The organism is Roseovarius sp. EL26, from assembly GCF_900327775.1.
GTDB lineage: Bacteria > Pseudomonadota > Alphaproteobacteria > Rhodobacterales > Rhodobacteraceae > Roseovarius.
On the sequence record NZ_OUMZ01000007.1, the window covers coordinates 1,881,825 to 1,901,856 of the forward strand.

General features: G+C 53.7%; 26 protein-coding genes. 5 read left to right on the top strand and 21 right to left on the bottom strand.

Translation table 11 applies throughout. The features are described 5' to 3' along the window. Positions 1 to 39: 39 nt before the first annotated feature. The gene (gene aat / locus D9A02_RS17240) at positions 40 to 690 is read left to right on the top strand and encodes a leucyl/phenylalanyl-tRNA--protein transferase (RefSeq protein ID WP_174232041.1); all 651 of its coding nucleotides are present in this window, start codon (positions 40 to 42) and stop codon (positions 688 to 690) included. Here aat and D9A02_RS17245 read toward each other — a convergent pair. The 11 genes from D9A02_RS17245 to D9A02_RS17295 form a co-directional block, all read right to left on the bottom strand. Then, complete coding sequence (locus D9A02_RS17245; RefSeq protein WP_120502115.1) at positions 612 to 1,016, bottom strand: DUF2155 domain-containing protein; 405 nt, start codon at positions 1,014 to 1,016, stop codon at positions 612 to 614. The two genes, aat and D9A02_RS17245, sit on opposite strands and share 79 nt — an antisense overlap. Continuing rightward, the gene (mlaD, locus tag D9A02_RS17250) at positions 1,013 to 1,471 is read right to left on the bottom strand and encodes an outer membrane lipid asymmetry maintenance protein MlaD (protein ID WP_120502116.1); all 459 of its coding nucleotides are present in this window, start codon (positions 1,469 to 1,471) and stop codon (positions 1,013 to 1,015) included. The genes D9A02_RS17245 and mlaD overlap by 4 nt, the downstream gene beginning before the upstream one ends. Positions 1,472 to 1,509: 38 nt before the next feature. After that, positions 1,510 to 1,896, bottom strand: coding sequence for an NADH:ubiquinone oxidoreductase subunit NDUFA12 (locus D9A02_RS17255; RefSeq protein ID WP_120502117.1), 387 nt, complete (start codon positions 1,894 to 1,896; stop codon positions 1,510 to 1,512). 122 nt (positions 1,897 to 2,018) lie between these two features. Beyond that, positions 2,019 to 3,278: an ATP-dependent Clp protease ATP-binding subunit ClpX gene (clpX, locus tag D9A02_RS17260; RefSeq protein WP_120502118.1), complete on the bottom strand. Its 1,260-nt coding sequence runs from the start codon at positions 3,276 to 3,278 to the stop codon at positions 2,019 to 2,021. A 141-nt stretch (positions 3,279 to 3,419) separates the two neighbouring features. Next, the gene (locus tag D9A02_RS17265) at positions 3,420 to 4,049 is read right to left on the bottom strand and encodes an ATP-dependent Clp protease proteolytic subunit (protein ID WP_120502119.1); all 630 of its coding nucleotides are present in this window, start codon (positions 4,047 to 4,049) and stop codon (positions 3,420 to 3,422) included. A gap of 116 nt (positions 4,050 to 4,165) precedes the next feature. Further along, positions 4,166 to 5,203, bottom strand: coding sequence for a GGDEF domain-containing protein (locus D9A02_RS17270; protein ID WP_120502120.1), 1,038 nt, complete (start codon positions 5,201 to 5,203; stop codon positions 4,166 to 4,168). Then, positions 5,200 to 5,799, bottom strand: a complete 600-nt coding sequence (locus D9A02_RS17275) for a heme NO-binding domain-containing protein (RefSeq protein WP_120502121.1) — start codon at positions 5,797 to 5,799, stop codon at positions 5,200 to 5,202. Before D9A02_RS17275 ends, D9A02_RS17270 begins: the two co-directional genes overlap by 4 nt. A gap of 164 nt (positions 5,800 to 5,963) precedes the next feature. Beyond that, the gene (locus tag D9A02_RS17280; RefSeq protein ID WP_120502122.1) at positions 5,964 to 7,526 is read right to left on the bottom strand and encodes a trimethylamine methyltransferase family protein; all 1,563 of its coding nucleotides are present in this window, start codon (positions 7,524 to 7,526) and stop codon (positions 5,964 to 5,966) included. An 83-nt stretch (positions 7,527 to 7,609) separates the two neighbouring features. Further along, on the bottom strand, positions 7,610 to 8,503 hold the full coding sequence (locus D9A02_RS17285) for a DMT family transporter (RefSeq protein ID WP_120502123.1): 894 nt from the start codon (positions 8,501 to 8,503) through the stop codon (positions 7,610 to 7,612). Next, positions 8,500 to 9,195, bottom strand: a complete 696-nt coding sequence (locus tag D9A02_RS17290) for an HAD family hydrolase (RefSeq protein ID WP_120502124.1) — start codon at positions 9,193 to 9,195, stop codon at positions 8,500 to 8,502. The genes D9A02_RS17285 and D9A02_RS17290 overlap by 4 nt, the downstream gene beginning before the upstream one ends. 25 nt (positions 9,196 to 9,220) lie before the next feature. Further along, on the bottom strand, positions 9,221 to 9,505 hold the full coding sequence (locus D9A02_RS17295; RefSeq protein ID WP_120502125.1) for a DUF3572 domain-containing protein: 285 nt from the start codon (positions 9,503 to 9,505) through the stop codon (positions 9,221 to 9,223). 83 nt (positions 9,506 to 9,588) lie between these two features. Between D9A02_RS17295 and D9A02_RS17300 the strand changes: the two genes are divergently transcribed. Then, positions 9,589 to 10,977, top strand: coding sequence for a diguanylate cyclase (locus tag D9A02_RS17300; RefSeq protein ID WP_162933119.1), 1,389 nt, complete (start codon positions 9,589 to 9,591; stop codon positions 10,975 to 10,977). On the opposite strand, the gene D9A02_RS17305 is transcribed toward D9A02_RS17300, so the two are convergent. The 4 genes from D9A02_RS17305 to D9A02_RS17320 are packed head-to-tail and all read right to left on the bottom strand — an operon-like array spanning position 10,978 to position 12,985. Further along, positions 10,978 to 11,463 carry a periplasmic heavy metal sensor gene (locus tag D9A02_RS17305; protein ID WP_120502127.1) on the bottom strand — a complete coding sequence of 162 codons (486 nt, stop codon included), beginning with the start codon at positions 11,461 to 11,463 and terminating at the stop codon, positions 10,978 to 10,980. Continuing rightward, positions 11,463 to 11,846 (bottom strand): hypothetical protein, encoded by a 384-nt coding sequence (locus tag D9A02_RS17310; protein ID WP_120502128.1) that lies wholly within the window; start codon positions 11,844 to 11,846, stop codon positions 11,463 to 11,465. The genes D9A02_RS17305 and D9A02_RS17310 overlap by 1 nt, the downstream gene beginning before the upstream one ends. Then, positions 11,830 to 12,456 (bottom strand): RNA polymerase sigma factor, encoded by a 627-nt coding sequence (locus D9A02_RS17315; protein ID WP_120502602.1) that lies wholly within the window; start codon positions 12,454 to 12,456, stop codon positions 11,830 to 11,832. The genes D9A02_RS17310 and D9A02_RS17315 overlap by 17 nt, the downstream gene beginning before the upstream one ends. Positions 12,457 to 12,499: 43 nt before the next feature. After that, positions 12,500 to 12,985, bottom strand: coding sequence for an EF-hand domain-containing protein (locus tag D9A02_RS17320; RefSeq protein WP_120502603.1), 486 nt, complete (start codon positions 12,983 to 12,985; stop codon positions 12,500 to 12,502). A gap of 209 nt (positions 12,986 to 13,194) precedes the next feature. Between D9A02_RS17320 and D9A02_RS17325 the strand changes: the two genes are divergently transcribed. Together D9A02_RS17325 and D9A02_RS17330 are read left to right on the top strand one after the other, a co-directional pair. Continuing rightward, positions 13,195 to 13,587, top strand: coding sequence for a DUF983 domain-containing protein (locus tag D9A02_RS17325; RefSeq protein WP_120502129.1), 393 nt, complete (start codon positions 13,195 to 13,197; stop codon positions 13,585 to 13,587). 27 nt (positions 13,588 to 13,614) lie between these two features. Further along, positions 13,615 to 14,316 carry an NUDIX hydrolase gene (locus D9A02_RS17330; RefSeq protein WP_120502130.1) on the top strand — a complete coding sequence of 234 codons (702 nt, stop codon included), beginning with the start codon at positions 13,615 to 13,617 and terminating at the stop codon, positions 14,314 to 14,316. A gap of 2 nt (positions 14,317 to 14,318) precedes the next feature. On the opposite strand, the gene D9A02_RS17335 is transcribed toward D9A02_RS17330, so the two are convergent. The 3 genes from D9A02_RS17335 to D9A02_RS17345 all read right to left on the bottom strand — a co-directional run bounded on the left by D9A02_RS17335 (position 14,319) and on the right by D9A02_RS17345 (position 16,423). Beyond that, positions 14,319 to 15,221, bottom strand: coding sequence for a DMT family transporter (locus D9A02_RS17335; protein ID WP_120502131.1), 903 nt, complete (start codon positions 15,219 to 15,221; stop codon positions 14,319 to 14,321). An 85-nt stretch (positions 15,222 to 15,306) separates the two neighbouring features. Continuing rightward, positions 15,307 to 16,224: a fatty acid desaturase gene (locus tag D9A02_RS17340; RefSeq protein WP_254054663.1), complete on the bottom strand. Its 918-nt coding sequence runs from the start codon at positions 16,222 to 16,224 to the stop codon at positions 15,307 to 15,309. Continuing rightward, entirely contained in the window at positions 16,217 to 16,423 is a 207-nt protein-coding gene (locus D9A02_RS17345) for a DUF2061 domain-containing protein (protein WP_120502132.1), read from the bottom strand. Before D9A02_RS17345 ends, D9A02_RS17340 begins: the two co-directional genes overlap by 8 nt. A 106-nt stretch (positions 16,424 to 16,529) precedes the next feature. On the opposite strand from D9A02_RS17345, the gene D9A02_RS17350 reads away from it, so the two are divergent. Beyond that, the gene (locus D9A02_RS17350; protein WP_120502133.1) at positions 16,530 to 17,387 is read left to right on the top strand and encodes a helix-turn-helix domain-containing protein; all 858 of its coding nucleotides are present in this window, start codon (positions 16,530 to 16,532) and stop codon (positions 17,385 to 17,387) included. On the opposite strand, the gene D9A02_RS17355 is transcribed toward D9A02_RS17350, so the two are convergent. The 3 genes from D9A02_RS17355 to D9A02_RS17365 form a co-directional block, all read right to left on the bottom strand. After that, positions 17,384 to 18,307 (bottom strand): DMT family transporter, encoded by a 924-nt coding sequence (locus D9A02_RS17355; protein WP_254054664.1) that lies wholly within the window; start codon positions 18,305 to 18,307, stop codon positions 17,384 to 17,386. The genes D9A02_RS17350 and D9A02_RS17355 overlap by 4 nt on opposite strands. 75 nt (positions 18,308 to 18,382) lie before the next feature. Further along, positions 18,383 to 18,898, bottom strand: coding sequence for a DinB family protein (locus D9A02_RS17360; RefSeq protein WP_120502134.1), 516 nt, complete (start codon positions 18,896 to 18,898; stop codon positions 18,383 to 18,385). 13 nt (positions 18,899 to 18,911) lie between these two features. After that, positions 18,912 to 19,955, bottom strand: a complete 1,044-nt coding sequence (locus D9A02_RS17365) for an aldo/keto reductase (RefSeq protein ID WP_120502135.1) — start codon at positions 19,953 to 19,955, stop codon at positions 18,912 to 18,914. Positions 19,956 to 20,032: the final 77 nt, after the last annotated feature.

Genomic DNA, 20,032 nt, shown 5'->3' on the forward strand with positions numbered 1-20,032 from the left:
GCCGCATTCTGAAACCATCTGTCTGGTTTAGGATCGGACATGACAAAAATTCCAAATGAGATCACCCCTGAGCTTTTGCTCCGCGCTTATGCATCCGGCATTTTCCCAATGGCAGAGGGTCAGGACAATCCAGAAATTTTTTGGGTAGACCCGCAACATCGCGGTATTTTACCGTTGGATGGTTTTCACATTTCCCGCTCACTTGCGCGACGCATGCGCAAAGGCGATTACACTGCCTCATGGAACACAGATTTCAGTGGTGTTCTGGATGGCTGCGCTGATCGCAGTCAAACCTGGATCAACGATGAAATTCGCGGCCTTTACACCGCCCTTCACCGTAAGGGTTTTGCGCATTCGCTGGAAATCTCAGCTAGCGGCAGGCTTGTTGGTGGGGTTTACGGTGTTGCGCTTGGTAGTGCGTTTTTCGGGGAAAGTATGTTTTCGCGCCAAACTGATGCATCAAAGCTGGCCTTGGCTCACCTATGTGACCACCTGCGCCGCTGTCGCTTTACCCTGTGCGACACACAATTTCTGACGGATCATCTGGCCAGTCTTGGTGCCATTGAAATACCACGAGATGATTATCGCAAACTGTTGGCTCAGGCCCTTGGTCAGTCGACCGCGTTGGATTCGGTGGCGTTTGAGTCCGCCTCCGACGCGGTACTGCACCGCATGACCCAGACATCATAACGTGGGTGCTCCATCGCGCTCAGCGCCGGAGATGAGGCCATCATCCAACCCCGGAACGCTGGCTCTACCTCGCCCTCGTCCAGAATGGTCATAAATGCAAAGGCATCAGAGGCCGCACTTCCGACGGGATAACGGCATTTATCTAGCGCGATGTTCAGACGCCCCAACTGATAGCTTTCGCCGTTTTTCAGCGTAATGTCTGTGACATAACCGGTCAGCTTATCTAACCCACGCAATACCGCGCCTGTGCCTGTACTGACCTCTTGTTGTGCCGATGCATAGCCAGCGGCACCGATCATCAGCAAAGCAAGCGCTGCGGTTCTCATCCCTCAGCGTCCTTGCTATCACCACTAACAAATTTGAGCAGCAGAGAGATCAAGCTGATCGAGCCTTGCGTAAATTCAATTTCATCCCCGGCCGTCAGATAGAATGGCGATCCGCCGGGTTGGATTTCGACAAAATTACCGCCCAATAGACCCTCGGAGCTGATTGAAACGGCACTGTCATCAGGAATTTCGATCCCTTCACGCACTGTGAATGTTGTTTCAGCGCGATATGTTTCCGGGTCAAGATGCAGTTGCGTCACGCGGCCGACTTTGACGCCTGCAAGGCGCACATCGGTGCCAACATCAACACCATCAGCGCTGCGAAAGCTCGCCGCTAACGGGTATTCCTTGGCTGCCGCCGATATACCGGTCGCTTGTCCTGCATAGGCAAGAAACCCAATGGCAATCGCAAGAACAGCGCCGCCAACGATGACTTCAGTGGTGTTTTCTGACATTTTGGTACTGCCTTACTCTGGAGGGCCTATTCAGTTTACTATTCTGGGCTCCAAGCCTCATAATCACGCCGCTCCACCGGGGCTGCAACGCGCCGTATCGATCCTCTTGGCGCATAAGCCAATGCCGTTCCGGTCAAGTTTTCCTCGTGCGATTTTTCCCATGACTTATGGGCCAGCGGTTTGTCTGTCGGAGGCTCGTTGAATGTATGGTGCAGCCAGCCATGCCAATCGGGGCTCACGCGGCTGGCTTCGGCCTCGCCGTTAAAAATTACCCACCGGCGTTTGCTATCGCGTGCCTGGTAAAACACATTGCCCTGTTCATCCTCGCCAACGCGAACACCTTTGCGCCAAGTATACATCTGAGTATTCAGAGTTTGCCCGTTCCACCACGTGACAGCGCGTAAAAGCGTGTTGAGAATGCCCATCAGTCCCTCCGACAATGCGTGTCACAGATATGGCGTATATAAGGGGAAAGGTCCAGCGTGTCTGGTGCCTCAACAAATAGAAACGCGGCCAGCCATTTCTTGCCCACCGCGTATTGTTGTTATCAGGCGCTGGCGCCTTCTTTCTTGGCATCGGCGTATATCATCAACGGGGCGGCCTCAGATGTCACAGCCTCCTCATTCACGACAACTTCGCTGACATTTTCCATGCCCGGCAGCTCGAACATCGTGTCCAAGAGGATGTCTTCAAGGATGGAACGCAGCCCACGGGCACCTGTCTTGCGCTCAATCGCGCGCTTGGCAATAGCCTTTAGGGCATCATCAGTGAATGACAAGTCCGTCTCTTCCAGCTCGAACAGACGCTGATATTGCTTGATCAGTGCATTTTTGGGCTCTGTCAGAATTGTCACCAATGCATCCTGATCCAGATCCTCAAGCGTGGCGATCACAGGCAAACGGCCAACAAATTCCGGGATCAATCCGAATTTGAGTAGATCCTCTGGTTCAAGCTCTTGGAAAATCTCACCGACATTGCGTTGGTCATTGTCACGCACATCCGCGCCAAAACCCATTGCACTGCCTTTGCCGCGTTGGGCAATAATCTTGTCCAGCCCTGCAAAGGCGCCACCGCAAATAAACAGGATATTGGTCGTGTCCACCTGCAGAAACTCCTGCTGTGGATGCTTACGACCACCTTGTGGAGGAACGGCCGCAACCGTACCTTCCATCAGTTTCAATAACGCCTGCTGCACACCTTCACCCGATACATCACGGGTGATCGATGGATTTTCAGACTTGCGGGTGATTTTATCAACTTCATCGATATAAACGATGCCACGCTGCGCACGCTCAACGTTGTATTCACTGGCCTGCAGAAGTTTCAGAATGATGTTTTCGACATCTTCCCCGACATAACCCGCTTCCGTCAGCGTTGTCGCATCAGCCATGGTGAATGGCACATCCAAAATACGCGCCAACGTCTGAGCCAACAAGGTTTTACCACAACCCGTAGGGCCGATCAGCATGATATTGGATTTCTGCAGTTCGATGTCACCTTTGCCCGAGTGGTTCAGGCGTTTGTAATGGTTATGCACCGCAACTGACAAAACACGTTTCGCAACAGCTTGGCCAATGACATAGTCATCCAAAACATCGCAGATTTCACGCGGGGTCGGCACGCCGTCACTGGCTTTCAAACCTGCGGTTTTAGTCTCTTCACGGATGATATCCATGCAAAGTTCGACGCATTCATCACAGATAAAAACAGTCGGCCCAGCAATCAGTTTACGCACCTCATGCTGGCTCTTGCCACAGAAGCTGCAATAGAGGGTGTTTTTGCTGTCGCCACCTGAATTGTTCGCCATCGACTTACCTTTCGGGCCTAGTGCCCTGTGCCAAACGGGTCATTTCAACCCAACCATGCATTTCGTATCAGCCAGCTTAAGACAGGTGCCGCGGCACCACAATCGCAAAATGGTCGGCTGAAACGAGGCTCACTCTGTCAATCAGTCCTCATCATCCGACTTAGCCCGGTTTTCAACGATTTCGTCGATCAAACCCCAGGATTTTGCGTCTTCAGCTGTCATAAAGTTGTCGCGCTCAAGCGCGTCTTCAACTTTTTTGAGCGATTGACCAGTGTGCTTCACGTAGATTTCATTCAGGCGACGCTTCAATTTCAGCGTCTCTTCTGCGTGAATCATAATATCAGTTGCCTGACCTTGGTAACCACCCGAGGGCTGGTGCACCATGATTCGGCTATTGGGCAACGAGAACCGCATGCCTGGCTCGCCTGCTGTCAGCAAAAGCGATCCCATGCTGGCCGCCTGACCAACCACAAGGGTACTAACTTTCGGACGGATGTATTGCATCGTATCATAAATCGACAGGCCGCTGGTTACCACGCCACCAGGGCTGTTGATGTACATGCTGATCTCTTTTGAAGGGTTCTCCGCCTCAAGGTGCAACAACTGCGCTACGATCAGGCTCGACATGCCATCATGAACCGGGCCACTCAGAAAAATGATCCGCTCCTTCAGCAGGCGCGAAAAAATGTCATATGCCCGTTCCCCGCGGCTGGTTTGCTCAACCACCATGGGCACCAGGGTATTCATGTACGTATCAATTGGGTCTCTCATCGTCCGCCTGCCTGTCTAAATGTCATGATCTTTAGTGATCAGGTGCTAACGGAGTCTTAGTCACGCGCCCCCGGAGCTGCAAGGGGGGCCGCCCTGATTATGTGATGTCACGCGATCTAAGGCATCGAGCGCGCTGTATCGATTGGAGCGTTTGGATTGTTTTCCAATCTCAATGCGGCACTATAGGGTACATGGCACCCGCGCCCTTCCCGCTTCGCCCCGTAGAGGGCAAGATCGGCGTCATCCATCATCTGGTCAATCATTGGGCGTTCATAATTCAGACTTAGAACAGTACCGATGCTGGCGGACACCTTGCACAGCTGGTCTTCGAAGGTGATCGGCCCTTCGATCGCAGCAATCAGGCGCCTCGCCAATCCGTCTACTTGCGTGCCTTCCTTTAGGCTTGGCAGGATCATGACAAACTCATCACCCCCTGTTCGGATAATGTTGTCTTGCGGTCGCGTTTCATGCTGCATGCGCTTGGCGACAACCTTGAGCACATGGTCGCCTGCTGCATGACCCTGTTCATCATTAACTGCTTTGAAAAAATCCAAATCCAGGTGCAACAAGGCAAAATCCTGTTCGCGCTCGATCAAACGCTCCAATAACGGCTCTAGTGCACGGCGATTTTTCAACCCGGTCAAAGTATCGGTAAAGGCCTGTTCCTCGGCCATCATTCGCGCCTCTTGCAGGCGCAGGTTCATCTTCTTTGAGGCCAACATGGCCGCTGACTGCGCCTCAGCCATATACAGCAGTTCAATCGCCAGATCTGTTGGCGCAAAGTCTGCGCTGGTCAGTTCGTAATCACAAACCGCATCCACCACTGAAATGCCAAATGACAGGTTCAGCACGGCCCCTTCGCCATCTGACAAAGAGACAAAAACCCCTTTCAGCTCTGTCCGGTGCGCGTTGCGCAATTGCAGGTGCAAGCGTGTTCCAGCACACGCGCGCAAATCTTTCAGCGATTTGACCTGTCTGGGTCGCTTCACCTCAAACATTTCTAGCAACCGATGGCCCGTCGCATTTTTCCCAAGGCATAGTTTGTGAAACGCCCGCCCCGCCTGCACGATATGGCCGGTTTTGTTCAGAACCACATGCAATGGGCAAAACACTTCCAGAACCTCGGCATTTAATAGTGGTTGATCCGCGCTCATGATGTCGGCCTCATTCCCAGTTCGAATGAATTGCCCTCAGCAAAGGCAGCTTCCAACAAGGTGATATCGATCATTTCACCCGCCTCGCTTTCGCCGCGATGTTCCAGAAAAACCAACGCACCATAGTCATCGGCCATCGCCCGCAAAGCCCCCAAGACCACGTGGCCAAACAAAACCTGCACGTTCGGCAAGGGCTGCACCGTTAGGCTAAACAATTGTGGTGAGTGGTCCCGCAATTCCAGCCTTGGCAAGATCAGATCAGGCACGGCCAGCTTGGCGCGTGCAGGCAAATCATCAAGTGAATGCAAAAACTCTTCAAACGTGACGCCACCAAACCGCAATAACCGACGTACCGCGCCAACCTTAGGATGGGAAATCAGGTAGGTGCCAACATCCTCCAGCACCTCCTCCGGCGGCTTATCCAACGCCTTTGAGATCGCGTGGATGACCGCGGCTGTGATGTCGTCCTCATAAATCAGCATCGCCTCGAACTCGGCAAAGCCCGGATCGACCTGCCGCATGATCCCATCCCACATGGTGTGGCCATAGGTGTCACAGACAAACCCCTGTATCGATTGGTTGATCAACCCGTGCATCGCGCCCTCCAATTTCGAGATCAGACGATGCCAAAAGGGGGTTAACAAAGCTTCAACAGCCGCAAAGTGATCAACTGCAATCTATCGAAAATCTTTCAAAATCTTCAGCCGACAAAAAACCCGCCCTAAACAGGGCGGGCTTCGCATTCATCAACGGTCATTAATCAGAAATCGGTTGGCGCACCACCTTCGGCCTTTCGGCGCTCAACAAAAGCCGCCAGTTCTTCACGAATGGCCTCATCCATATGTGGGGCTTCAAACTCAGCCAGAATATCCTGATAAACCTGATGTGCCCGCTGCGCTGTCCAGACACCGCCAGCCGCTTCCCAAGCCTCATAATTGCGCCAATCACTCAGATAGGGTTGGTAAAATGCCGTTTCATATCGGTCCTGCGTGTGTTGGATGCCAAAGAAGTGACCCTGATCCCCAACCTCGCGGATGGCATCAATCGCAATTTCATCCGGGCCAGTTGCTGTCAGGGATGGGTCCATATAGCGCTGAATTTGCTGCAAAATTTCGCAATCCATAACGAACTTCTCTGGGCTGGCAATCAAGCCGCCCTCTAGCCACCCGGCGGCATGATAGATAAAGTTTGCACCCGATTGCACGCCCGACCACAGACTGTTCGAGGTCTCCCACATTGCCTGTCCGTCTGGCACGTTCGCGGCGCAAACACCGCTGGCTCGCATCGGCAATTTGTAAAACCGCGCAAGCTGACCAGTCATCTGGGTCGCCCGCATGTATTCCGGTGTGCCAAAGGCTGGCGCGCCGGATTTCATATCAACATTGCTGGTAAACGTGCCGATCGCACAGGCTGCACCCGGGCGCACGATTTGCGCCAGCACCACCGCGATCAAACCCTCAGCCAATGATTGCGCAACAGCACCGGACATCGTGACCGGTGCCATCGCCCCGGCCAATGTGAACGGTGTCACGACTAAGCCTTGGTTGCGCCGAGCCAACCGCATCCAGCCGTCCAGCATCGGATAGTCATGCTTGAGTGGTGAGGTTGAGTTGATATTGGTGTACATTCGCGGTGTCGCCTCGAACTCCTCGTGGGTCAACCCCCCCGCAATACGCACCATCTCCATCACATCTTCGACACGCTCCTTGCCCAAGCAATAAGCATGCGCGGCCTTATCTGTCAGCGTCAGCTTGTCATAGAGCACGTCCAGATGGCGGATGCTGGGATGAATATCCTGTGGCTCAACCGGGTATCCGCCAACAAAATGGATGCAGTTGAAATACTGGCTGAGTTTAAAAATATTCTGGCACATCTCACGTGTGCCGGTCACCTTGCGCCCCAAGTTCATATCCCAATAGCTGGGCGGTGATGAGACATTGCCAAACAGGATGTTATTACCACCCAGTGTAATAGTGCGATCCACGTTGCGCGGTGTCACTGTCCATTGCTCGGGGGCTTTTGCGATCATCTCCATGACGTAATCACGGCCCATACGCACATTTTCACCATTGATGGTACAGCCACCGCATTTGCGGAAGATCTCAAGCGCTTCGGGGTTCAGGATCTCAATCCCGATCTCTTCCAGAATGCGCATAGCACCATCATGGACGGCCATAACGCCCTCGTCTGTGAGCGGCTCAACAGGGCGGTCTATGTTGAGTGGCGGGTTCCACGGCATTTGCTCAATCGCGTTTGCACCGCGACGCTCTGCATTGCCGGCCCGTCCGCCGCTGCGGCGTCTGCGTTTGCTGTCTTGAGTCATTTGTGGCCTCCTGATGGGGTTTCCATCATGCAACCACCTTCGGTCAGCCATGGTTTGTCGTTTTGCGACAGATCTCGTCGTTTTTATTTCTCACAGGCTTTCCTAGCCGCGTTGCGACTGCTCAGGACAATGTAAACCGCTAGGCTAATCACCACGATTGTGCCACCGATCAACATGCTGGCGTTCAGCTCTTCTCCGACGCCCCACCAAACCCACAGGGGGCCGATCACCGTTTCCAGCAGCATGATCAGGCTGACATTGGCCGCCGCTGTATAGCGTGACGACAAAGACAATGAGAAAAACGAAAACGGCAGCACTACGCCGCCCGCAATGGCAATTGCCCAGACGGTGCCATTGGTCATCATTTCGGGGCCAGTGACCAGAATACCGCTTATACCGGCAAGCAGTGCGCCGGTTCCAATACACAATAGAATTGGCAAGTCTGGATTTGAGCGCAACACCACGAAATTCATCGCCAAAGCCGCCCCAACACCCAAACCGGCCAAGGCACCGGGGACAAGCTTTGCGTCAAAGTTAAGATCGGCCCTTTCACCGCCCAATACGGCGATAAAGACACCTGCCATCACCAACACGATGGTGATCCAAGTCAGACCCCCAGCTTTTTCACCGATCATCAGCCAGGAAAACACAGCGGCAAAAACCGGAACGGTGGCCACCCCGATCAAGACAATCGCCGCTGGGGCCCAGGACACGCCCAAAGCGAATAGAGAGGCGTTAAAATACTGGCATATGACAATTAGAACACCGAAGGGCGTCATCATGCGCATGGTGTCAGCCCAGCGCCCTTTACTTAGCATGCCCCAACTGAGCAGAAAGATCAGGCCCATCAGGCCGCCGCGCCAACCAACCATCTGATAGCCGTCCATCCCAGATAAACGCATCAAAAGTGCGTCGGGCGTAAGCACAAGAGTGCCAATCAATGCTAGCAGAATCCCAAAGCTGGGCGATTGCCTCATGCAGCCAGCCAGCCGGGGATGTGTCCAATGTTGGGGAACACTACATCCGCGTAGGGGCTAAGCTCGTCCTCAACTGCGACACCAGTCAGAACCGCAACGGTCTTCATTCCCGCCGCACGTCCGGCCACCAGGTCATGCGTGCTGTCACCCACCATCAAAACGCGTTTTGGGTCCAGATCCATCTTTGCAGCAAAGGCAAGTAATGGGTCTGGCGATGGTTTGGCACCATAGCCAGAGTCGTAACCGGCAACAAAATCAAATCGCTCAAAGACGCCCGCCTGCCGTAACTGAGCGTGCGCCACGGATTCGGCGTCATTTGTCATCACACCCAGCGCCAAACCGAGGTTCTTCAGCGCCTCCAGAAACGCGGCCAATGGAACCGCCGGAGCCAATGGTGCCGTCTCTGCGCTGATCGCTAATTGCTCTTCGATGGCTTCGACCGAGCGGTCAGGCAGCACCTTTTGGACGCATTCGGCAATTTCTCTGACCGATGCCGCGATAATTGGACTGTCGGAGGTAAACAGATTTTGCTTCAGATCAAAACCAAGCTCTTGCGCCAAAGCCGAGCAAAGCATCGGATCACCATCCGATAAATCCTCGATTGTCTGCCGGGCCCAGACAGCCCAGGTTGCCTGAAACTCAAAAAGGGTGCCATCCTTGTCAAACAAGACGCCGTCAATTTGTGTTAACATTTCGGTTCGATCCCTCAGTTGTTTTTCAGGTCCAATTCATTTGCGCGCCGCCGGGCAACATCGCCCGGGCGCGCATCGGCATGTCGTTCGGCAATCCACCAGCAGTACAAAATGCCTCTATCCATGCATCATCCATCAGCACAAAATCCAAAACTGCGCCAATAAAATCAGCATTCTTAGCCCCATTTCGCAGATCGTCAACCGATGCCCCGGTTGCCCCCATAAAGACAGGAAGCAAGTCTTCTTGTTCAGCCAACCAAGCCAAACATTTCAGGCCAATTGTCTCTGCAGCGTCCTGTGAAAGCTTCATGTGTCTTAATTCCTGGAAAGGTTTTCTTAACCAATTCTATGGATAGTCAAGCGAGCAAAAAGAGCAAGACGAAAGGCCAGCCAATGCCAGGGAAAATTCTGATCGCAGACACTTCAACCACCAACAGAATCACCCTCAAAGCCAAACTGACTGCAGCCTACTATCAGGTCATACTGGCGGACAGCGTAGAAGATGCGGTTGCCTTAACAGGCCAACACAATCCTGACCTTCTACTGGTTGGAAGCAGCATACTTGAAGCAGGCTTGGCCAGCCTTATGCATGCGGGAAAATCAAACCCGGAACGGCCAATAATCGTCTTCCTTTCTGAAAATGATCCACTGCAACGCTTAAATGCGCTGCATAGCGGTGCCATTGATGTCATATGCCATCCGTTTGATGAACCCGTCCTGCTCGCCAGTTTACGGAACCATCTGCGGATGCAGATTGCTGAATATGATTTGCGAGAAAATACGCGCTCCAATGAAGATTTGGGCTTCAGTGATACAAACCAAACGTTCACTCACCCGATGACAATCGCACTTTTCTCCCCGAGAACTGACGCACTCACTCCCCTTGGTGATGCCCTTGCGTTGCTTGGGAACTGCAGCCTAGCGCGTTACCACCCAGATACTCTTTCGTCGCTCGCACATGCGCCGCCGCAGGCCGATGTGTATTTGCTTGCTATCGAAGATGCCGATACTCCAGAGGCTGACCTGCGCCGTTTGTCCCGGTTACGCAGTGCCTCCAGCAGCCGCTCATATCGCATTTTAACTCATCTGCAGCAGCCGAATCCCGGTCTAACCTCTACGGTCCTTGATCTGGGGGCGAATGATGTTGTTGATGCCTCAGCCTCAATCGAAGAACTCGCTCTACGGCTCCATCGTCAAGCACGGGGCAAACAGCATACCGATAAACTGCGTGAACAACTGCGAATACGTCTCGATGCGGCCATAACAGATTCGCTAACAGGCCTCTACAACCGCCGCTATGCCGAAGACTTTCTAAAACAGGAGATCGACAATGCACGCCTGAACTGTCAGCATTTCACGGTCATGTTGGCAGATCTGGATCACCTAAAACCGATCAATGACCAATACGGCCACCTCGACGGGGATAAGGTATTGATGCAAGTCGCCGCAAACCTGCGAAATACATTGCAAGACCATGATATGATTGCCCGTTTCGGTGGTGATGAATTTCTGATCGTTTTACCAAACGCTTCACCGGAACACGCCCGTAACACCGCCGATACGTTGCGCCGGAACATTCGCGAAATGCCTATCACGCTATCGACAGGCAACAACCCTATTCATGTCACCATCAGCATAGGGATCACCTTCGCTCCACGTGATGACGGTCGTTCCGCCCCCTACACGATCGATACTTTGCTAAAACAGGCGGACAAGGCCCTATATCAAGCCAAGTCCGAGGGGCGTAACACTGTGACGTTCGATGTCAGGTCCGCAGCCTGATCAATTCTTTCGATGCTTTTTGTGACGTTTTTGCAAGCGCTCAGCAAAGGCCTGACGCTCTTGCAGCGTCATTTCGGTCAGCCGCTCAAGCAGCACTTCACGACCTTGCAGCAACCGCGTTGAGACAATGCCCTGCATCTGTTCAAGATGCCCGCGCGCGGCCTCGGCATCAAATTGTTCTGCAGTTAGCACCACAATCAACTTGGCTTTTTCCTGTTTGTATTGCCGAAAACCAGCACCGCTTTCTTCATAGGCCTCGTGCAACTTCTTACGAACTTTTTTCCGGTCTTCCGGTGACAATGCATGCGTTAATGGCCCACCCATTTTGCCAAATCCACCGCCGTGATGTTTATGTCGCTCGCCGTGTATAAAAAATGCGCTCCCGGCGGCCCCGACAACCAGCAGGTTGAACGCAAGCGAGACAAACAGCACAATCCGCACCCACCGGCGCGCGCCAGGCTTTTGTGCTATGGTTTCGTCCTGCATTACAGCTCTCCTGCCAATTCAAACTCTGCTTCGTACGACAGATCAACCACATGGGTCATGGTGTCTGACCCTAACAAGACCTGCGTCACGCTCTCAAGCCCCGCCGGGGCGCTGATCCCGATCCAAACCCCGGTTATCGAGGCCGTCGCCAAACCGGCCATTGCCGGCCATCCGCCCAAACCATCAAGCAACCGCGCGAGAAGACCCGCTTTTGCAGGGGTGGGCGTCACAGCATCCTGTGACAAAAATTCCGTTTGAACCGATCCCGCATCCGCAAGGGTCTTGGCCATCAGGTCATCCGGAGCGGTTACAGATGTCTTTCGCACCGAGGCAAAACACGCATCCAGAAAATCATCCTCTGTCTTGTCAATGTGCGTCGACATATCCCAGTTCCTCTCGTTTCTCGCTCAGCTTCACCGACAAACTGCGGCGCCCACGCGCATTCAAACTTTCAACCGCCTCGATGCTGATCTCCATGATCTCGGCAATCTCAGGGTTACTCAGCCCTTCGATGTGGCGCAACACAACCGCCTGCCGTTGTCGCTCTGGCAAATCGTTTAGCGCTTGTTGCAAAGCTTGTGCCCTAATCTGGTCTTGTATCTGCTCCGCAGTGCTTGCGGTTTCATCCACTGGCTCGTCCACTGCATCAAGCGTCATGGGCCGCATTTTGCGCAAACGATCCGTGCACAGGTTGGCCACTACACGGTAAAGCCAAGTTGTCACCTTGGCCTGATCCTGCTGCCACTGCGGCGCAATGCGCCACAACCGCAACATAGCCTCTTGCGCCACATCTTCGGCCTCAGCCCGGTCCCCCAGCAGACGCATGGCATGGCCTAGCACCGCAGGCGTCAGCCTGAGGGTCAGAACACGCGCCGCCTGCTGATCGCCGTTTGCGAACAACACCAGCAACGCGCCATCTGACAGCCCTTCGATCGCGGTCAATGAAAGATCCTTCGCCAAAACGTGCCCTGCTGCAAACCTATAGAAATCCATATAGGGGGTGGGGCATCTGACAACACCCCACCCAAAGGACATATTATTCCGATTCTGGTTCGTGCTTTTTACCGTGTTTCTTGCCGTGATGCTTTTTCATGGCCTCGAATTCTTCTGCGGAAATCGCGCCATTTTCATCGGCATCAATCTTGGCAAACATCTTATCCATACGGCCTTCGTGCTTTGCACTCATTTCCTCTGTGCTCAACATACCATCACCATTGGCATCATGCTTTTCGATCATGTGATCGGCATATTTTTCAGCCTTCTTGGCCTTTCGTTCCTTGATACGCTCGACCAGTTCTTCACGCGTCAGATTGCCATCACCATTGGTGTCGGCTCCCTCAAAGCGTTTCTGCATGTGGCCTGCCATTTCCTCACGGGAAATCTGACCATCGCTGTTTGCATCCAATTCTTCGAATGAATGATGCGGCCCGTGGCCACCTTTACCACTGCCGGCGAACCCTTGTGAAACACCGCCCAAAACTATTGCAACTGCCAGGCTGCTCATCAACATTGTATTTTTCATTTTCTGTTCTCCGGACTTTACAAAGACATTATTTGAACGGCGTTTCATTACCCGTTCTGATCATAATACGGGGCACAGGTCACTTTCCGTCGCAATTTATGAAAAATAATTTATGGGTTTTTGCGACATCCGGACGCAACCTTGCTTTGAACCTTTTATTTTAAGGGATTTTGCCCCATTTAGGGTTCAGCACATTTAATGAGTCCCCCATGACCGATATCACAAACGCACCAACTGAAGATCGCGAATTGCGCCCCGCCTTGATGAAAGGTCTACGTCGCAAATGCCCTAATTGTGGCAGTGGCCCTCTGTTCAAAGGCTACCTCAAGGTGCGTGATACTTGCACAGTCTGCCGCGAGGATCTATCCCCACAACGCGCCGACGATGGCCCGGCCTATCTCACCATTCTGATCGTTGGTCACCTGTTGGCTCCGATCCTGCACTTCGTATTTGTCCACTTTCGTCCCAGCCCGCTGACCATGTTCACGATATTCTCTATTGGCTGTGTCGCACTCTCGCTATACCTTCTGCCCAGAATGAAGGGGGCGGTCGTGGCCTTTCAATGGGCGCGTCGCATGCACGGGTTCGACACACGACGCTGACCCCCTCCACAACAGGCAAGGGGCATCATGAGCATCGATAAAACCGCCATTCGCAATGCGGCTACCATCATCGCATTGCGTGACCGTCATACCAACCCTCAGGTTCTGATGGGTCAGCGCGGTGCCAAAGCTGCGTTTATGCCGTCCAAGTTTGTTTTTCCCGGCGGGGCCGTAGATGCAGGTGACGCGGACATATCACTTGCAACATCATTGCCCTCTCTTTGCACAGACCGCCTACGCGAAGACAGCGCCACAGATCTGTCTCATGCCCTTGCCGTTGCCGCCATTCGTGAGCTTTGGGAAGAAACCGGTTTAATTCTTGGCCAAACCGGTAATTGGTCTGGCGACATCCCTGAAGACTGGCAAAGCTACGCCGCACGCGGGTTTGTGCCCACCGCAAATGCACTCCAATTCGTGTTTCGTGCGATCACTCCGCCAGGTCGACCACGTCGTTTTGATGCGCGGTTCTTTCTGTTAGATGCTGATCAGCTTGCAGGTGATCTTGATGATTTTTCTGCCGCCAGCGATGAGCTGTCGCACCTGCAGTGGGTACCCCTCAGTCAGGTCAGAGATTTTGATCTGCCCTTTATCACCGAGGTCGTTCTAGCCGAGATTGAGATCACTGCTCACAATCCGCAACCACCCGCATCTGTTCCATTTTTCAAAAACGATGATGAGGCCAGCCTGTTCATTCGCCTACGTGGCTATAGCCCGAAATCAGACGAATAACTTCACCCAAAAACGATGAGAAGCACAATACTGGCACTCAGCAGGCCGATACCCGCCAGTTCACGCGCGGTGATTTTCTCCCGAAAAAACAATACCGAAGCCAGCAGGGAAAAGATCACCTCGACCTGCCCCACCGCGAACACATAAGCCGCATTCTGCAACGCAAAAGCTGTGAACCAACACAGGCTGCCAAGCATGCTGGTGATGCCCATCCATACCGCCTGGTGTCGTGCGGCCCAAACCCGGCCAAGCTGCCCGCGCTCGCGCCAACGTAGCCAAAATGACATTCCAATGGTTTGCGACGCGGTGACCGCAGCAATCGACACAACGGCACGAAAAAGCGCGTCATCGCTGGCAATCTCCAACGTTGCGCCACGATACCCCACTGCTGAAACTGCGAAAAATGCACCTGACAATACACCAAGGCCCGCCGCCCGGTTCATCAAACGGCCCGCCCATTTACCGGCCCCCTCGGGTGGGTCAGACAAGACCAGTACGCCTACCAATCCGACCAGAATGGCGCAAAACCCTGCCATGCTGATCCGATCACCCAAGATAACCAACCCCACAAGCGCAGTTTGGATCACTTCGGTTTTCTTGAACGTAATACCAACTGCGAAATTGCGCTCGGCAAAGATCGCGACCACACACCAAGTGGCCAAAATCTGCGCCACACCGCCGCTAAGAACAAACAGCCAAAATCGCGCTGACAAATCCGGCACCCCGGCCCCGGACCAGATCACATACCCAACGGCCACTGTCGCGGCAAAGGGTGCGGAATAAGCAAACCGCGCAAATGTCGCCCCACCAGAGGACAGTACCCCCATGCTTAGCGATTTTTGCAACATAAAGCGCAACGTCTGAAACGCGGCTGCCGCAACCGAAAGGATAATCCATACTTCCATCCGGCCTTCATGCCCAGCTTTCAAAGGCTTGACCAGAGCAGCCGATCATCTCTTCACAAATACTTCAGGGGGGACCGCGCCGAAATCAGTCTCGCGGCTCAATCCTTGACCACATGGGATGCGGTACCGGGTCTTTGGCCTTGAAAAAATACTTCCTGAATATCTCGGCATATGACCCATAGCGATAGCCATCATTGCGCCGCAGGTATTTCTCACGATCTCCTTCGTAGACCCCCGGCAGATCATACCAGGCCACATTGGGGTGCATGTGATGTACCACGTGCAAGTTGTTGTTCAGAAAAATCCAAGACAACGGACCTTTGTCCTCGATCACCACGGTGCGACCGCTGGCGCGTTCGTGTGCACGGTGTTCCAAAAAGGTGCGGATTTTAAGGATCGATAGCGCAACATAACAGCTCAGAAAATAGGCCCAGATTGGCATTGGTGAACTGGCCACCCATAACAGTACAGGAACAATTGCCGGTATTTGCCACAACCAGCCATTACGTGCCGCGATATTCCCCGCCTTGGCCGCCCGCCAATCTGCGCGCATAAAGGCATATTGCCCAACCAGTGGTCCGACGGTCAACCGCCCCAAGAGCGTGTTGTTGAATTGCAAAATCAACTGCCCCCAACGTGGAAGCGTCGCCCATGTTTCGGGATCAAAGAAATTGGATTCCGGGTCATCATAAGGATCCGTCAACAGTGAGTCGCGATGATGATCCAGATGCAGATCGCGAAATCGCTGGTAGGGAATGGCCAACCCCAGACAAGGAAAAACCAGAAATTCGTTCAAAGCCTTGCTGCGAAAGGGATGCCCATGCAGCGCTTCATGCGTCAGTGATGAATGCAAGGCGACAAAAATGATCGTCGCCGCGATGCCCAGCGGCAGCCACAGCGCCGCCAGCCATGTGGTTGCAACACTCCATCCCAGATAACACACCACCAACAACAGCAAAGTCGGCCATTCCACTAAACGGGCCTTCGTCATCGGCTCAGCCATGCATCCGCCCCCAGGAGATTTTCGCCCAGACACGTTCATAAGCAAAATAACAGCACAGCCCGATCAGGGTATTCACAATGGCCATCGCTCCGCCGACCATCATTGATCCGGTCATGACCAGCCCAACTAGGGCCATCATCATCAACCCCATCACGTTCCACACAATCGCTTTCACCAACGTGCGCCGTTGCGTCTCCATTCCCGTACCTCATGATGAATTTCACGAAAATGTTACTATAGAAAATGTCGTCGAGGCATTCCGATAACAGTTAACATTTTTCAGCATATGTGATTATTATCACCATATGAGCTATAAAATCGACAAGCGGCACCGTGCCGCCCAATTCCGCACCCGCCTGGCCGAGGCAATCCGCGATCGCGGCAGTAATCAAAGCGCTTTGGCCCGTGCCATCGGTGTTGATCGTTCAACCATTTCACAGCTTCTTAAGGACCAAGGCGCACGCTTGCCCAATGCGCAAATCATCGGGGAATGCGCCTCAACACTTGGGGTTTCCGCCGATTGGTTACTGGGATTGACCGACAGGTCTGAAACTGCGGCGGACATTCTGGCCCATTCCCTGACGTTGACGAAAGCACAGCGCGCTTTGGTCGATGAACAAATCTTTGCCTGGCACCAAGAGGCTGCGGGGTACAAAATCCGTCATGTCCCGGCTGGCCTGCCCGATATGTTAAAAACCCGCGATATGCTGGAATGGGAATATGCGCCGCATTTGGGGCGCAGCGCGGATCAAGCCATCGGCGCATCCGAAGACCGCATGGCATGGATGCGTCAGACCAATTCAGATTATGAAATCGCGCTGCCGCTCTATGAGGTGCAATCGTTGATTCACGGCGAGGGGTATTATTCCGGTCTGCCCACTGAGATTCGCGAAGCTCAGATCGAACATTTTCTGGAAGCGACTGAGCAGCTCTATCCCAGCCTGCGGCTCTATCTATACGACGCCCGAAGATTATACTCTGCCCCGATTACCATTTTCGGACCACTCTTGGCAGCTGTTTACATTGGCCAGTCCTACATGGTGTTTCGCGACACTGAACGCGTGCAAAGCCTGACCGCCCACTTTGATCATCTGGTGCGCGAGGCCCATGTTGGCGCTCGCACCCTCCCAGATCATATTCGCAGCCTGCGGGCGGCGCGCTAGGCTGTGCGGCTTTTCTTCAACCTGCCAAACAATCGCCCGTCAGTTACCGCTAGCCCCAGCGCGATCAGGCCAAACCCGACCCAGGCCTCAGGCCCCAGTCGCTCACCCAGAAACGCCACGCCCAAGCCGATGGAAAACGGTGGGATCATTAGGGTCACCAGCATCAGGTTGGCGCTACCTGCACGTACCAAAATGGCAAAGTACAATATATACGCCAGCACCGTCGACAGAGCCGCCAGTCCAAAAAGCGACGCCCAGACACCACTAGACAGATTAAAAGCAGGCACACCATCGACCCAAAACACAATCGGGATCATCAAAACAGTGCTGCCCATCACCATGCCCAGCGCATTCATCAGTGGTGGCTGCCCGGCCAGCGTCCGCTTGGCCCAGACACTGGCAAGTGCATAGGAGAGTGCAGCACCCAAAATGGCCAATTGCGCCAGATTGCGCGGGTCAAAATTGGTCAGCGCATCCAGCCCCATGATGACCCCCACGCCGATGACACCAAAGATCGCACCGACAATTTTGCGCGGTGTCAGGGGTTCATCCACCAGCAGCAACCCAGCCACAACCGCACCAAAGACCGCCGTTGTGCCGTTTAGAATCGATGCAAGGCCGCTTTCGATCTGCGTCTGCCCCCAGAAGATCAGCGAAAAGGGGATCGCGTTATTCAATCCGCCCATGACCAGATAACACAGCCATGTTTTTGGTGCGGTGGGCAGAGCGATCCCCTTCCACCAGACCACCAGCAGCAAAAACGGCACGGCCCAAAACACGCGGTGCAGCGTGATGGTCAGGGGTGGGACTTCGCGCAAGGCTATCTCGGCAAAGAAAAACGACCCGCCCCATACTGCGGCAAGCGCCAGCAACATAAGGCCAGAGGTCAGGTTAATCGTCGGTGTTGTATTTGTATCCATAACTCGTACTCGCATAGGGTCACCTCACGCTCGACCCGTTTCTTGCGCTTAAAGAGAAGACATCCCAATCGGACGTTATAACTGAAGATACCGGTCCGGCATAAAGGGTACATCCGTGTTATCGGTTTTCACCCCAAACCCAGTCAACGCGCCATGAACTTGGCCCCGATGATGCGTTTGATGATTAAAGAGCTGTATCACCAATGTCTTTTTCGGTTTTGTGATATCGCGCCCAATCGCACCGGAAAACCAGCTGAGATCGCCGTCAAACCACGCCTCAGAAACATTTTTTGCCCATTCCAGAATGGTCTGATCAAAGGCTTTACGTTCAATCACATAGGTCTTCCAATCTTCGATCAGGTTCACTGAATCGGGAATCCCAACCTCCGGTGCGGGGGTGTCGGCAAAGCGGCTCATCCAGATTAAATCACCCCAGAACAGATGCGACAATGTTTGTTGGATCGATCCGAAAAACAGGCCTGTATCCTGCTGACGCTGCGCTTCACTTAATTCATCGGCAGCCGCCAACAATACCTCGTTTTGCCACAGGTTATAGCGGGCCATCGTGATGGCATAGTCTTTGTTGGGCATGCTTGGCCCTCCTTTAGTACGGCATCGGATTGGCGCGATGGGCCTCATCAATCTCGCCCAACACCTCGTCACTCAGTGACACCTCATCGCTGCCCAACGCCAGATCCAGCTGCTCCATTGTGGTTGCTCCAAAAATGACCGACCCCATAAAGGGTCGCTGCATCGCCCAGGCCAGTGCCATTTGCACCGGCTCCAGCCCATGCCGCTCAGCAATCTCCAGATAGGCTTGAACTGCGTCATAGGCGCGATCGGTCCGACGCCCGCCAAGATCACTGACAATCGACATGCGCGAGCCCTCAGGCACGGCACCGTTTTGATATTTCCCGGTTAAGAAGCCCGCCGCAAGCGGTGAAAATGCCAAAAGATCCACATCTTCGTTCACGCTCAACTCTGCTAGATCGGTGTCATACATCCTGCACATCAGTGAATATTCATTCTGGATCGACGCGACACGTGGCCCATGCCCTGCCTTTGACAAACGTAACCACTGCGCAGTGCCCCAGGCAGATTCGTTCGACAGACCAAAGGCCCGGATTGTCCCGCGCTGCACTTCACGCTCCAGCGCCTCTAGGCATTCGGCCATATTGTCCAATGTCTCGGTCTTGTTCTGGCTGGACGGATCATAGCGCCAGTTCTGTCGGAACATATAACTGCCCCGGTTGGGCCAGTGGAATTGATACAAATCGATGTAATCGGTCTGCAATCGCTTCAGCGACCCCTCAATCGCCTGCGCAATCGTCTGTCCGGAAATGGGCGCACCATCACGGGCATTCTTGAACCCCGCACCAGAATGTTTCGATGCCAGTAGCATATCCTTGCGCCGCCCGGTCGCCGCAAACCAATTGCCAATAATCTCTTCGGTCCGCCCGGTTGTTTCACCAGAAATCGGATTGACCGGATACATCTCAGCCGTATCAACAAAATTGATCCCCCGCTCCAATGCGCGATCGATCTGAGCATGGCCCTCTTCTTGTGAGTTTTGCGTGCCCCAAGTCATTGACCCAAGGCACAGCTTGCTGATCTTTAGATCGGTCTGCCCCAATTGTTTCATCTGCATGAATTCTGCCCCTTTTCGTGACCCATATTACAAAAGCGTGACAAACAGTGACTCGCCAGTGTGACACCTGCGCCCTA